Genomic DNA, 13,209 nt, shown 5'->3' with positions numbered 1-13,209 from the left:
TATTACAATTAAGGGAATTTAGGGAATTGTTTGAAGTTCGGTTTACGTTTTTCTTTGAACGCATCACGGCCTTCTTTTGCTTCATCGATTGTGTAGTACATCAATGTAGCGTCACCTGCGAATTGTTGTAAGCCTGCAAGACCATCAGTATCGGCGTTGAATGCACCTTTCAACATACGCAATGCCATTGGGGACAATTCAAGTATTTCGTTACACCATTGAACTGTTTCTTCTTCCAATTTGTCGAATGGTACAACACAGTTAACCATGCCCATTTCATAGGCTTGAGCAGCTGTGTATTGACGGCAAAGGAACCATACCTCGCGAGCGCGTTTATGACCGATCATGCGAGCCAAGTAACCTGCACCATAACCAGCGTCGAAGGAACCTACGCGAGGACCAGTTTGGCCAAATTTGGCATTTTCAGAAGCGATGGTAAGGTCACATACGATGTGCAATACATGACCGCCACCAATAGCAAAACCGTTAACCATAGCGATAACAGGTTTTGGGATAACGCGAATCAAACGTTGCAAATCAAGAACATTTAAGCGAGGCACATTATCTTCACCTACATAACCCCCATGACCGCGTACGCTTTGGTCACCACCGGAGCAGAATGCTTCTTTATCTTCACCTTGACCGTGGTTTGCACCAGTCAATACAATTACGCCTACTTCGTTATCTTCACGAGCTACTGTGAAAGCATCGATTAACTCCATAACAGTTTTAGGACGGAACGCGTTACGTACCTGTGGGCGATTAATAGTAATCTTTGCAATGCCATTATATGTTTCGTAAATTACATCTTCATAATTACGATCCAATACTTTCCAATCAAATTTGCTCATAGACTTAACCTTTCTTGTGTAAAAAATCTAATACCGCTTGTTCAAACATCTGCGGTTTTTCTATATGTACATTATGCCCCGCCCCTTCGACGACGACATGTTTAAAGTTTGGCAACTTGCCAAATACATCTCTTCCTATTGTAGTATATTTTGTATCTAATGCGCCACTCACATATAGGCCTTTACATGATAATTTTTCTAACTGATCACCGACATAGGTCATAACACCTTGGCCGGACCCACGAAGGGTACACGCTAATGCATACGGACTATTATGGGCACGACGTAAATGAATTAATTCAGTGACCGCGGGTAAAAGCTGCTTTTGACTTTCAAAAATAGGAGCCTCCGCCCAACGGGAAGCAAACCAAGAACCATCGTTATGTTCGATTTGGTGAGCTAATTCTTCATCGTCCTTGCGTCGTTCTGCTCGTTCAGCCTCCGAAGCAATCCCTACAGAGCCACTTTCAAGGATAAGCCCTTTGATTTCACTTTCATATTCCAAAGCATAGGAAAGCGCTATACGGGCCCCCATGGAATAGCCCATGAGGTAATAGCTGTTGCCAACCATATGATAAATAACCGTATGCAAGTCCTCTATCATTTGAGGGATTGTATAGGCCTCATCCTCGTCAGGAATATCTGAATCACCATGACCTATCAAATCGATACGGACCAATCGATATCCAGGCAGATTAATAGCGTCCCAAGTGTAGCTCGATTCGGAAAAACCGTGGAGACACACGATAGGTTCCCCATCGCCAACTACAGTCAAACCGTAGCGGTATTCCCCTAAGTCAAAGTACATGCGCTGAGCTGGATTACACAAAGCATTATCTACAATACTGCAAAAATACTGACTCATAGTAATGCCTCCATATCAACTGAAACCTTCGTATATTTCTTATGCAATTCTCTGCTATATTCCCGATTTGTAGGAATTTCAATGATATGAACGCCTGTTTCTTGGCTAACATTAGCCAATACAGAACTCAACTCATCGGGGCTGGAGATTTTAGTATAGCCACAACCATAAATTTTGGCAGCCCCACTGTAATCTAAACCTTGTGATGTAGAGAACAAGTAGTCAAAATGCTTTGTCCCCTTTTGCGGTAAGTATTCAAAAATACCGCCGCCATCATTATTATGCAAAATAATGGTTAAGTTTAGATTATGAGTTTTGGCCACAGCCAATCCATTCAAATCATGGAACAAGGATAAATCCCCTGTTACTAAATACGTAGGTTTACCATTGGCTGCAAGTCCTAGAGCCGTAGAAATAGTGCCATCAATACCATTGACACCTCGATTGCCATAAAGAACAGCCTTAGATTCTCCACCGAACCAGAAGTAATCAAAATCGCGAATCGTCATACTATTGGCAACAAAAACTTGTCCATCTTCAGGGATGTGATCTTGTAACTCACGTATGGTTCGACCTTCAAAGCAATGAGGCTCATCGATAGCTGTACTTAGTTGCATCTTGCCCTCTTGTTCCAACCGTTGCCATATATTTAAGTACGTATCAGAGCTATTATTTTTGCCATATAAATTTGTAAATACCTCAATGCTAGCTTGCATTTGTATCGTAGTTTTACCTGTTGGATTCATAGAGTCCATGGTAGGATTTACCTCAATGTACTCCACATCAGTCCAGCTAGCAATCATCTGTTGTACACGTTTAGATACAACGATTTGGCCAAACTGAATTACACAATCTGGTTTTAACTCATGCCAAAGAGCTTGCCCTGCTAATACTGCATCATACGTAGAGATAACAACATTATTAGTATCAATCCCCTCTTTATTGCTTTGATTATCCGCCGAGTTATAACGTCGTCTTACATTAGACAAGGGATCCGCCAAAATAGGGGCTTGTAAAGCCGCCCCAAAGGAATGTATCGTATTAGCTTCATCTATATCGATCTGCGGGCCTGCTAGGATAAGGATACGCTCATATCTTTCAAATAAATCATTAATCTCATTTGTACCATCATTTCCATGAGCAATATCAACTGCATTATTAATATGAGGCAACTTCTTTCTATTATCACAGCCAAACACACCTCTATAGTTTGGTTTAACCACTTTAAAGGAACTGCGACCAGCCTCAAAATGGTTACGGCTCAATTCTGGCACCAATGGTTCAAAGAGAGGTACATTGATATGGACTGGCCCTTTTTTCGTATCCATCGCTTTCATATAGGCCTTACGAGCCACTTGGCGAGGATATGTATAGTAATGAGATTCTTGAGGCACAGCTAATTCTTCAAAATAATTGACCGCAGTACCAAAGATTTTGTGCTGATCTACAGTCTGAGGAGCCCCTACATGCAATAATGTATGAGGTCTATCAGCAGATAATACAATGAGCGGTATCCCGCTATATTGCGCTTCCAAAATAGCTGGCAAATAATGGGCCACAGCCGAACCTGAGGTACAAACGAGTACAGTCGGTTCTTTATGAGCCTTTGCAATGCCAAGAGCCATAAAACTAGCAGAGCGCTCATCTATATTCATATAGGTTTCAAATCCTTCATGCTCCTTGAACAGCATGGCCATCGTCGTAGAACGAGAACCAGGGCTAAACACCGCATGACGGACGCCGAGTTGGTAGAACTCGTCTACCAAGGCAGCAATATATTCATTCATTATATTCCCTTTCAAACACCCCTAGAGGTACGGAAACAATTATAAAGCATCCAAGATGGTGCGCATTTTATTATTAGTTTCAGCGTATTCTTCATCCGCATTAGAATCGGCTACAACACCACATCCTGCATAGGCATACAATACATTATCCATGATAAGGGCAGATCGAATAGCAACTACAACGATGCCGTCCCCCATATCTTTCATAAAGCCAAAAGGGGCTGCGTACATGCCACGTTCATGGGATTCATACTCTTGTAATAAGGCTAGCGCCTTTTCTCGAGGTTCACCACCAAGGGCTGGTGTAGGGTGTAACAACTTGGCCCATTCCACAAGAGATTTTGTACTATCCTTTGCGGTAATTATGGTACGCAAATGATAGAGGTGCGACAACTCCATAATGCCGGTTTCCCCCACCGTAACATCTGGAGTAATTTGTTTCATCGTATTCACGATGCAATCGCGAACGATATTGTGTTCAATGATATTTTTTGTATTAGTTAGTAATTGCTCCTCAGTCCACGCATTAGGGCCATCCTTTGGAGCAGTGCCCGCTAAGGCATAGCTTAATATTTCACTGCCACGATGGCGGACTAATATTTCTGGCGATGCCCCTACAAAGGTACGCCCATCCTTTTCATAGCCAAAGATAAAGCAATTAGGATTATTATCCACTAAGTTAGCCAAGATACTTGCTACATTATATGGTGTTTCGCTAGTGAATTCCACCTCGCGCGAGGAGACGACCTTAGTCATCTCACCACTGCTGATGCCCTCAGCAATAGCTTTCATAAGGCTATCCCAAGCAGCCTTATCATCGCTGGTTTCCTTGAAGTTATGGCGTACGCGAGGCACCTCAAAATCCTCGATGGGTACGCTTTCACCAGCATGGAGATAGAAAGATTCCCCATTTTCTACGATGTAATAATGGGTAAACGCAATCATTTCATGGCCCATATTAGACCATTTAGGGTCTTTTACAGTATCAAAAAAAGTATCCCCATAAAATACATAAGCGTAATTATGGCGATCGTCATCATCTTTAACCGTCGCTAGACGTTTAGCGCCCACAACGATGCGGTCACTTTGGCGATCCACCCAAAACACACGTTCTTCATTGGGGAAATTCATCCAAAATGATACCGGACTATTCAGTTTTAACGGTTCTTTGTTATATTTCATAGTTGTATGTCGCTATACGAAAAATAGACTATAGTAAAAACACCTAATATGTAGAAGATGTACTTCTACATATTAGGCGCCATCAATAGGTTTCAAAATTTTGAGATGAGCCTAACGCCATCACACGTCGATGGGCCCTCTTTATATCTACATTATTATAACATAGGTAACCATTAAAAGGTAGAAAATAAAAACCTCTACATCACATGTAATATGCATGAGTGTAGAGGTTTTGCTCTGTTCAAAACGTTTTTTTTGCTGTATTTAAAACGCTGTTACTGTATTTAAAACGCTGTTACTGTATTCAAAATACTTTTTCTTTATTTGAAAGCTTTCGCCCCAATATCTGTACGGTATTGCATACCCTCAAAATCAATGTGTTCTATACGGCCATAAGCTCTATCGAGCGCCGTTCTAAGGTCTTTACCAAGACCTACAACGCCAAGAACGCGGCCGCCATTGGTCACATACTCATCTCCAACGAGTTTCGTACCAGAGTGGAATACGATGGTTGTATCGTGTTGTTTAATATCACCATGAATCACATCACCCTTGGAGGATGTTTCAGGATATCCTTTAGAAGCAAGAATGACACAAGCTGCCGAGGAATCTTTCCATTTCACCATATCAGCTGTTAATGTGCCTGTGGCACAAGCCATCATAATTTGACCTAAGTCACTATCAAGTAATGGCAATACTACTTGTGTTTCAGGATCGCCAAAGCGGGCATTAAATTCTACAACCTTAGGGCCTTGAGGTGTAATCATAAGACCTGCATAGAGACAGCCCACATAAGGCATCCCCTCTTTCTCCATGGCAGCTACCATAGGTTCTAAAATTGTCTTCATTGCCTCATCTCGTAATGCATTAGTAAGTACTGGCGCTGGTGCATAGGTACCCATGCCACCAGTATTAGGACCTTTATCTCCATCAAAGATGCGTTTATGATCTTGAGATGCAATCATAGGAACTACAGTCTTGCCATCTACAAAGGCAAGCAAGCTCGCTTCTTCACCTTCCATGAATTCTTCGATAACAACGGTACTACCAGCTTCTCCAAAGCGGTTTCCACTGAGCATATCTTCTACAGCCGCATTTGCTTCATCGATGGTCATAGCCACCACAACGCCCTTACCAGCCGCCAAGCCATCAGCTTTAACCACAATAGGAGCACCAGTTTGAGCGATAAATTCTTTTGCTTCATCTACCTTGTGAAACACACCATAAGCAGCCGTTGGGATGTTGTATTTTTTCATTAAATCTTTGGCGAACACTTTGGATCCTTCTAGCTGAGCAGCTGCTTTGGATGGGCCAAATACAGGAATTCCAGCTGTATTAAGTGTATCTGCTAGACCTGCCACAAGGGGAGCCTCAGGACCAACAACGACCAAATCAACATGATTATCTTTCAAGAAGCTAATTAAATGATCACTTTGTTGCCAATCAATGCCAACTAGCTCTGCACAATCTGACATGGCCGCACTGCCAGGAATGGCATATACCTTTGTTACGCTAGGGCTGATGGACAATCGCCATGCCAATGCATGTTCGCGGCCGCCGTTACCGATTACACATACTTTCATAAGTCCTCCATCGGCGCCTAAACGCCATCAATACATCATTTATGTAAGCACCTATATCCTCTATAATCATCATTACACATCAATGATTACGAGCTAGTGCTCGACTGTAACCCTCAATCAGACTAAACAAATTAATGTTTAAAGTGACGAATACTTGTAAATACCATGGCAATTCCTGCTTCGTCAGCTGCTTTAATGGATTCTTCATCGCGAATGGATCCACCTGGTTGGATAATGGCTGCAATACCATGTTTTGCCGCTGTTTCTACAGTGTCGCCGAATGGGAAGAATGCATCAGATGCTAATACAGCGCCTTTAGCAGCTTCACCAGCTTGTTCAAGAGCAATTTTTGCAGAACCAACGCGGTTCATTTGACCAGCCCCCACACCGAGTGTACGTTTTTCGTTAGAAATCAAAATGGCATTGGATTTTACATGTTTTACAAGTTTCCAAGCAAATTCAAGGGCTTTCCATTGTTCCTCTGTTGGTTGAACCTTCGTAACAACTTTATAGTTAGCGCGGTCTTCTTGGATATCATCCTCTGTTTGCACTAATAGACCACCAGAAACCTTTTTCACTGTTACTTGTCCAGATTCAGGTTTAGATAATTCGATGAGTCGAATATTTTTCTTTGCTTCGAGAATGTCTAATGCTTCTTTTGTGAAAGCAGGTGCCATAATGACTTCTAAGAAAATTTTGCTCATTTCTTCTGCAGTGGCTGCATCTACTTCACGATTTAAAGCTACAATGCCACCAAAGGCAGATACAGAGTCTGCTTCGTAGGCATTTACATAAGCATCATGCAATGTAGTCGCTGTAGCTGCGCCACATGGATTTGTATGCTTAATGATACATGCTGCAGGATCTGTAAACTCCCACACCATATTCCAAGCCGCTTCCATATCTACGATGTTATTATAGGAAAGCTCTTTACCATGGAGTTGTTTCAAGGCCCCCATGCCATGAGCTTTGCCAATTTCTTTGTAGAATGCTGCTTTTTGATGCGGATTTTCACCATACCGAAGGTCAGTTACCTTTTCATAAGCACTTAAATATTCAGGTGGTGTAGGACCTTCGTTTAAGACACCACTCATATAATTAGCAATGGCTACATCATAAGCTGCAGTATGAGCAAAGGCTTCCTTTGCAAGACCAAAGCGATGTTCTTTAGGCAATTCACCATATTCTTTAAGCATCGTTAAGATTTCATCATAATGGTTTGGATTTACAACGATGCCCACATACGCATGGTTTTTCGCAGCAGAGCGCACCATGGTAGGACCGCCGATATCAATATTTTCAATAGCTTCCGCTAAGGATACATTTGGTTTGGCAATGGTTTCACGGAATGGATAGAGATTGACAACAACAAGGTCAATTGGTTCAATACCATGATCAGCCATAGCTTGTTGATGTTCAGTATTATCGCGAATTGCCAAAATACCACCATGAACCTTGGGATGCAAGGTCTTTACACGGCCGTCCATCATTTCAGGAAAACCAGTCAACGTCTCAACCGCTTTTGCTGCAATGCCTGCATCGGTTATGGCTTTAAGAGTTCCACCTGTGGAATAAATGGTTACACCTAATTCAACTAAACCTTTTGCAAAGTCTACAATACCTGTTTTATCAGAAACACTAAGTAATGCATTTTTAATCATCTAACGTCTTCCTTTGCTTACACATCAATCTTCAATATATACAACACGCCCTTTTATTGTGAGTTTGTCATCACAAAACAGCCGTAACGCCTCTTTATACGTTTTATGTTCGATAGGTAATAACCTATCACTCAAGGTATCCTCCGTATCATCGGGTAATACAGGAACCGTATTCTGCAGAATGATAGGCCCCGTATCCATTCCCGCATCAACAAAGTGTACCGTACACCCTGTAATTTTTACGCCTCCGTCAATGGCTTGTTGATGACCATGAAGGCCTGGAAATGATGGTAACAGAGCAGGATGAATATTTAATATACGATGTTCATATCGCTCTATCAAAGGAGCACCGACAATACGCATATAGCCTGCCAAGACGATACCATCAACCTTATAAGGCTCTAAAGCATCTAGTTGAGCCTGTTCGAAGCTAGCTTTAGAATCATAGTTGCTACGTTCCATAACAATAAGTGGAATATTCCAAGATTTAGAGCGTTCTACAATTCCTGCTGTACCATGATCCGTAATGATTACAACAAATTCACCGTTAATATAGCCTTCTAGCATAGCCTTATACAGTGCTTCACCATTAGAACCACGACCACTAGCAAAGAGGGCTAATCTCTTTTTAGAATTACGCATCAAACTCAGCCCCTTTAAGGACAACAGGACCATCACCACTTACGATGCGGCCAATTTCATATACCGTTTCACCACGACTAGAAAGGTTTTCTTTAACCGTTTCTACATCCTTTTGATCAACGATAACAATCATACCAATGCCCATGTTGAAAGTACGGTACATTTCAGGCCATGCTACATTACCCCATTCTTGTAGTTTTGTAAATACAGGAAGTCGTGGCCATGTAGTGACATCTACCTCTGCAGTCACGCCTTTTGGCAATACGCGTGGAATATTTTCATAGAAGCCACCGCCGGTAATATGAACCATGCCTTTTACAAGCTGTTGTTCAATTAACGGCAATACAGCTTTAGGATATAAACGAGTAGGCGTCAATAATTCTTCGCCTAAAGTTTTACCAAACTCTGGAATTTTTGTATCCATAGATAACTGTTTATGGTCGAATACAATTTTACGAACCAAGGAGAAGCCATTAGAATGTACACCAGACGATGGCAGACCTAAAATTACGTCGCCAGCTTTGATACTTTCACCAGTAATCAATTTAGGACGATCAACGATACCAACGGCAAAACCAGCCACATCGTAATCATCGTTATCGTAGAACCCAGCCATTTCAGCAGTTTCACCGCCTAGTAAAGCACATCCGGACTCTTCACAAGCCTTTGCCACACCGCGCACAATATCTGCTACTTTCACAGGATCAAGTTTACCAACTGCAATGTAATCGAGGAAGAATAAAGGCGTTGCACCTTGCACAAGAATATCATTAACACTCATAGCTACGCAATCCTGGCCAATTGTATCATGCTTATCCATCATGATAGCTAAACGTAATTTAGTACCTACCCCATCTGTACCAGATACGAGCATAGGGTCAGACATAGCGTGACCAGCTAAGGAATAGAGGCCCCCAAAACCACCTAAATCACCAACAACACCTGGTGTATAGGTGCGTTTTACGGATTCTTTCATCAATTCCACTGCGCGATTACCTGCATCAATATCAACGCCTGCATCACGATAGGTTAAACTAGTTTTATTCGAGCACATATTTGACCCCTTCCTCTTGTTCCGCAGGAACCTCTACACTGTAATCACCATTAAAGCAAGCAAAACATAAATCATTATGCGCTATATCAGATACAGCACGACATAAGCCTTCACGAGACAAATAATGTAATTTGTCAGCATGAATATAATCTTTTATTTCATCTACTGTATGTGTAGCAGCGATTAGCTCTTTACGCACCGACGTATCAATACCATAGTGACAGGAATACTCAATTGTTGGTGAGCTTACACACATGTACACCTCTTTAGCGCCCGCTTCCTTTAGCATTTTAACGATAATACCACTCGTAGTACCGCGTACGATAGAATCATCGATAAGGACAATCCGTTTGCCCCCTACAATGTGAGGCAATGCATTAAGCTTCATACGAACAGCTAATTCCCGCTCCTCTTGATTTGGCTTGATAAAGGTACGACCGCTATATCGGTTTTTCACCAATCCTTCTGCAAATGGTATGCCCGATGCACGAGCATAGCCTAGTGCAGCTGTAGTGCCAGAGTCAGGAATAGACATGACGATATCTGCATCGTATTTAGTTTCGTTATATAATTCACGCCCCATATTAAGACGAGATTGATATACCGATTGACCATCGATATGGCTATCACCGCGGGCAAAATAGATATATTCAAAAACACAAAGCTTTTTGTCAATTTTCTCTGGTTCTGCATAGATAACACTACGTACACCAGAGTCATCGATAATTACCATTTCGCCTGGATCGATGTGACGGATAAACTCAGCTTTTATAGCATCTAAGGCACAGCTTTCACTAGAAAGGACATAGCCATTTGCAGTTTTGCCTAAACAAAGAGGTCTAAAGCCTTGGGGATCACGCACACCTACCAAGGAGTCGTTCGTAGTAATAACAAGAGAAAAGGCTCCTTCAATTTGACGGGCTGCATCGGCAATGCGTTCCTCTTGTGTCTCAGCTTTAGAGCGAGCAATGAGGTTTACGATAACCTCAGAATCCATAGTCGTTTGGAATATAGATCCATCTGCTTCAAGGCGTTTGCGAATAGCTAAAGCATTCGTTAAATTACCGTTATGAGCCACTGCAATTTGACCGCCTTGGTAATGAATTACTAACGGTTGGATATTGCGTGGATTATTGGAACCTGTTGTAGAGTACCGCACATGACCAGTCCCCATATGGCTTGGTAAGGATGGTAGTTCTTTAATGGCCTCAGTCAACAAGCCCATACCTTTTTTTAGTTCTACATCATGACCATCGGTAACGGCAATGCCCGCGCTTTCTTGTCCACGGTGTTGGAGCGCAAAGAGTCCCCAATATACATAGCGTGCTACATCAACGGTTCTATCATAGACACCGAATACACCACACTCTTCATGCCATTTATCAAAAACTGGATCGTAGTTCATCGTGCCCCCTTAGGCGCGTTCGCCTGTAAGACGGAATAACATTTCCTTGTACGCTTCTTCGATATTACCAAGATCTCGACGGAAACGGTCTTTGTCGAGTTTTTCACCTGTTGTAGCATCCCAGAAACGGCATGTATCAGGAGAGATTTCATCGCCTAATAATACTTCACCATTATGTGTACCAAATTCTAATTTAAAATCTACAAGGGTTACATTTTTAGTAGCCAAGAATTTTTTCAAAATATCGTTTACTTTTAAAGTGATAGTAGAGATTACATCAAGTTGTTCTTGCGTAGCCCAGCCAAGTGCTGTGATTTGGGATTCATTAGCAAATGGATCACCTAATTCATCATTTTTGTAGCAGAATTCAAGGATTGGATGTTTAAGAGGAGTACCTTCTTCAATACCAAAGCGTTTAGCCATGGAGCCAGCTGCAATGTTGCGAACAATAACTTCTAAAGGAACGATATCCAATGTAAGTACTGTTTGATTGCGATCATCTTCGCGACGAACAAAGTGAGTTGGTACACCTTCTTTTTTCAACAATTCAAAGAAGAAGGAAGAAATTTTATTGTTCAATACGCCTTTGCCAAGAATGGTATCATGTTTTTCACCGTTGAATGCAGTAGCATCATCTTTGTAATGAACGATATACTCATCTTTGTTATCTGTTTGATATACTTGTTTTGCTTTACCTTCGTACAACAATGTTAATTTTTCTAAGTCGATGTTAGCCATGATGTGTCTCCTTTTACTCTTATCTATTCAAAGATGTATAAATGATGATGTAAACGCTTCAAACAATTATAGTTTAATGGCACCTTGTAATTCAGCATTGTCCGCTAATACTTTTTCAGCCATATCTTTGCGATACTGTACATATCGGTCTTTCAATTCTTTGTTGAAAGCTGCTCCAATTTGGACTGCAAAAAGTGCTCCGTTTTTAGCACCATCTACAGCCATAGTTGCTACAGGCATACCAGATGGCATCTGAACAATAGCCAGCAAGGAATCGATACCTTTTAAAGCTGTTGCATTAAGAGGAATTCCGATAACAGGCAATGTAGTGAAGCTAGCTACTACACCTGGTAAGTGGGCCGCTGCACCAGCACCAGCTATAAAAGCGATGGCCCCTTCATCTTCAAGTCGTGTAACAAAATCCTTTACAGCTTCAGGTGTACGATGAGCTGAAGCAATAACCATTTCATAAGGAATGTTAAATTCATCAAGTACGGCAGATGCCTTTTTCATTGTGTCTAGGTCAGACTTGCTGCCCATAATAATACCGACCTTCATAGATCCTCCTAATAAAAAAGCCCAGCCTAAACAGACTGGGTCAAATGCGCACAAATAGCCTCCGTAGACTTGCTTTGAGTTTGTTGATTTGCATAGTTCACGGTGCTACCTCCTTCTTGTACACAAATTGTAACACCTAACATTTACAAAATCAACACAATTTTCGAATATTATATAATTAATTATTTTTATTATTCGTTATATTCCGAACTATTTGAAAATATCAATTTTAATTATATCAACTTTATTCAAATTGGTTGATTACAAATCCCCTCTCAACTTGTACAAAAATATCCTTGCAATAAACGCACTATTTCACACCATATATATATTTTCCAGAAAAATAAAAGAGGGTATTCTATCTATAAAGATAGAATACCCTCTTTTATTTAATTTCCGAACATTACGCTCATTAATATATATTTGTTATTGATTAGTGAGTACCACTTTCAAAAGCAGCTTTCAACTCACCTACAGCTTCAGGTACATAATCTACAATAGAAGACATCAATGCATACATTAATGCAGGTTCAAACGCATCATCACCACACATATATACGCAGTCCAAATATAGACTAGAATCTTGTTCATCAATATATAGTTTATAGTTTTTGTATGTCGCATTGTCACGGTTAATCAAAGCATTCAAGGCATTCATATTTTGTGCAGTTACCTTTTCAGGGCCCAACACCAAACGAATAACACTGTAAATACTGTTATCAAGAATGACAAATAACGGCATATCCCACAACGGGGATTTAATGTAAGAACGGTATACAACAGTACCGTCTTCATCATCAAAATCCTTACGTTCAAAGGATGTGATTTCTTCGTCTTTTAAAAACTTATCAAATAATAACGCTTTAGGATTCATAACAACCTC

The 13,209-nt window shown here is 41.1% G+C and carries 12 protein-coding genes; all 12 read right to left on the bottom strand.

The features are described from left to right. Positions 1 to 8: 8 nt before the first annotated feature. Positions 9 to 851 carry a 1,4-dihydroxy-2-naphthoyl-CoA synthase gene (menB, locus tag VEIS1202513_RS01770; RefSeq protein ID WP_005387880.1) on the bottom strand — a complete coding sequence of 281 codons (843 nt, stop codon included), beginning with the start codon at positions 849 to 851 and terminating at the stop codon, positions 9 to 11. A 4-nt stretch (positions 852 to 855) separates the two neighbouring features. Next, positions 856 to 1,716 carry a 2-succinyl-6-hydroxy-2,4-cyclohexadiene-1-carboxylate synthase gene (gene menH, locus VEIS1202513_RS01765; protein ID WP_213467679.1) on the bottom strand — a complete coding sequence of 287 codons (861 nt, stop codon included), beginning with the start codon at positions 1,714 to 1,716 and terminating at the stop codon, positions 856 to 858. After that, positions 1,713 to 3,503: a 2-succinyl-5-enolpyruvyl-6-hydroxy-3-cyclohexene-1-carboxylic-acid synthase gene (gene menD, locus VEIS1202513_RS01760; RefSeq protein ID WP_213467678.1), complete on the bottom strand. Its 1,791-nt coding sequence runs from the start codon at positions 3,501 to 3,503 to the stop codon at positions 1,713 to 1,715. The genes menH and menD overlap by 4 nt, the downstream gene beginning before the upstream one ends. A gap of 39 nt (positions 3,504 to 3,542) precedes the next feature. Continuing rightward, entirely contained in the window at positions 3,543 to 4,685 is a 1,143-nt protein-coding gene (locus VEIS1202513_RS01755) for an isochorismate synthase (RefSeq protein WP_213467677.1), read from the bottom strand. 320 nt (positions 4,686 to 5,005) lie between these two features. Then, a complete protein-coding gene (gene purD / locus VEIS1202513_RS01750) occupies positions 5,006 to 6,268 on the bottom strand; it encodes a phosphoribosylamine--glycine ligase (RefSeq protein ID WP_213467676.1) in 1,263 nt (420 codons plus the stop codon). Positions 6,269 to 6,399: 131 nt separating this feature from the next. Continuing rightward, positions 6,400 to 7,929, bottom strand: coding sequence for a bifunctional phosphoribosylaminoimidazolecarboxamide formyltransferase/IMP cyclohydrolase (gene purH, locus VEIS1202513_RS01745; protein WP_213467675.1), 1,530 nt, complete (start codon positions 7,927 to 7,929; stop codon positions 6,400 to 6,402). 24 nt (positions 7,930 to 7,953) lie between these two features. Next, the gene (gene purN, locus VEIS1202513_RS01740; protein WP_213467674.1) at positions 7,954 to 8,571 is read right to left on the bottom strand and encodes a phosphoribosylglycinamide formyltransferase; all 618 of its coding nucleotides are present in this window, start codon (positions 8,569 to 8,571) and stop codon (positions 7,954 to 7,956) included. Then, positions 8,564 to 9,625, bottom strand: coding sequence for a phosphoribosylformylglycinamidine cyclo-ligase (gene purM, locus VEIS1202513_RS01735; RefSeq protein ID WP_213467673.1), 1,062 nt, complete (start codon positions 9,623 to 9,625; stop codon positions 8,564 to 8,566). The genes purN and purM overlap by 8 nt, the downstream gene beginning before the upstream one ends. Continuing rightward, entirely contained in the window at positions 9,612 to 11,030 is a 1,419-nt protein-coding gene (purF, locus tag VEIS1202513_RS01730; protein WP_213467672.1) for an amidophosphoribosyltransferase, read from the bottom strand. Before purF ends, purM begins: the two co-directional genes overlap by 14 nt. 9 nt (positions 11,031 to 11,039) lie before the next feature. After that, positions 11,040 to 11,768: a phosphoribosylaminoimidazolesuccinocarboxamide synthase gene (gene purC / locus VEIS1202513_RS01725; RefSeq protein WP_119206619.1), complete on the bottom strand. Its 729-nt coding sequence runs from the start codon at positions 11,766 to 11,768 to the stop codon at positions 11,040 to 11,042. 66 nt (positions 11,769 to 11,834) lie between these two features. Further along, the gene (purE, locus tag VEIS1202513_RS01720; protein ID WP_105081468.1) at positions 11,835 to 12,326 is read right to left on the bottom strand and encodes a 5-(carboxyamino)imidazole ribonucleotide mutase; all 492 of its coding nucleotides are present in this window, start codon (positions 12,324 to 12,326) and stop codon (positions 11,835 to 11,837) included. 433 nt (positions 12,327 to 12,759) lie between these two features. Then, on the bottom strand, positions 12,760 to 13,200 hold the full coding sequence (locus VEIS1202513_RS01715) for a hypothetical protein (protein WP_105094718.1): 441 nt from the start codon (positions 13,198 to 13,200) through the stop codon (positions 12,760 to 12,762). Between the last annotated feature and the right edge of the window lie 9 nt (positions 13,201 to 13,209).

The organism is Veillonella orientalis (assembly GCF_018406505.1).
Classification (GTDB): domain Bacteria; phylum Bacillota; class Negativicutes; order Veillonellales; family Veillonellaceae; genus Veillonella; species Veillonella nakazawae.
Note: the sequence above shows the minus strand (reverse complement) of the source record. Positions and strands in the feature narration are given on the sequence as shown.

Bases quoted from the DNA above. Each gene is read 5' to 3' on its own strand.
- VEIS1202513_RS01715 (WP_105094718.1), bottom strand. From the start codon at position 13,200: ATGAATCCTAAAGCGTTATTATTTGATAAGTTTTTAAAAGACGAAGAA.
- purD (WP_213467676.1), bottom strand. From the start codon at position 6,268: ATGAAAGTATGTGTAATCGGTAACGGCGGCCGCGAACATGCATTGGCA.
- purE (WP_105081468.1), bottom strand. From the start codon at position 12,326: ATGAAGGTCGGTATTATTATGGGCAGCAAGTCTGACCTAGACACAATG.
- menB (WP_005387880.1), bottom strand. From the start codon at position 851: ATGAGCAAATTTGATTGGAAAGTATTGGATCGTAATTATGAAGATGTA.
- VEIS1202513_RS01755 (WP_213467677.1), bottom strand. From the start codon at position 4,685: ATGAAATATAACAAAGAACCGTTAAAACTGAATAGTCCGGTATCATTT.
- purC (WP_119206619.1), bottom strand. From the start codon at position 11,768: ATGGCTAACATCGACTTAGAAAAATTAACATTGTTGTACGAAGGTAAA.
- menH (WP_213467679.1), bottom strand. From the start codon at position 1,716: ATGAGTCAGTATTTTTGCAGTATTGTAGATAATGCTTTGTGTAATCCA.
- menD (WP_213467678.1), bottom strand. From the start codon at position 3,503: ATGAATGAATATATTGCTGCCTTGGTAGACGAGTTCTACCAACTCGGC.
- purM (WP_213467673.1), bottom strand. From the start codon at position 9,625: ATGTGCTCGAATAAAACTAGTTTAACCTATCGTGATGCAGGCGTTGAT.
- purN (WP_213467674.1), bottom strand. From the start codon at position 8,571: ATGCGTAATTCTAAAAAGAGATTAGCCCTCTTTGCTAGTGGTCGTGGT.
- purH (WP_213467675.1), bottom strand. From the start codon at position 7,929: ATGATTAAAAATGCATTACTTAGTGTTTCTGATAAAACAGGTATTGTA.
- purF (WP_213467672.1), bottom strand. From the start codon at position 11,030: ATGAACTACGATCCAGTTTTTGATAAATGGCATGAAGAGTGTGGTGTA.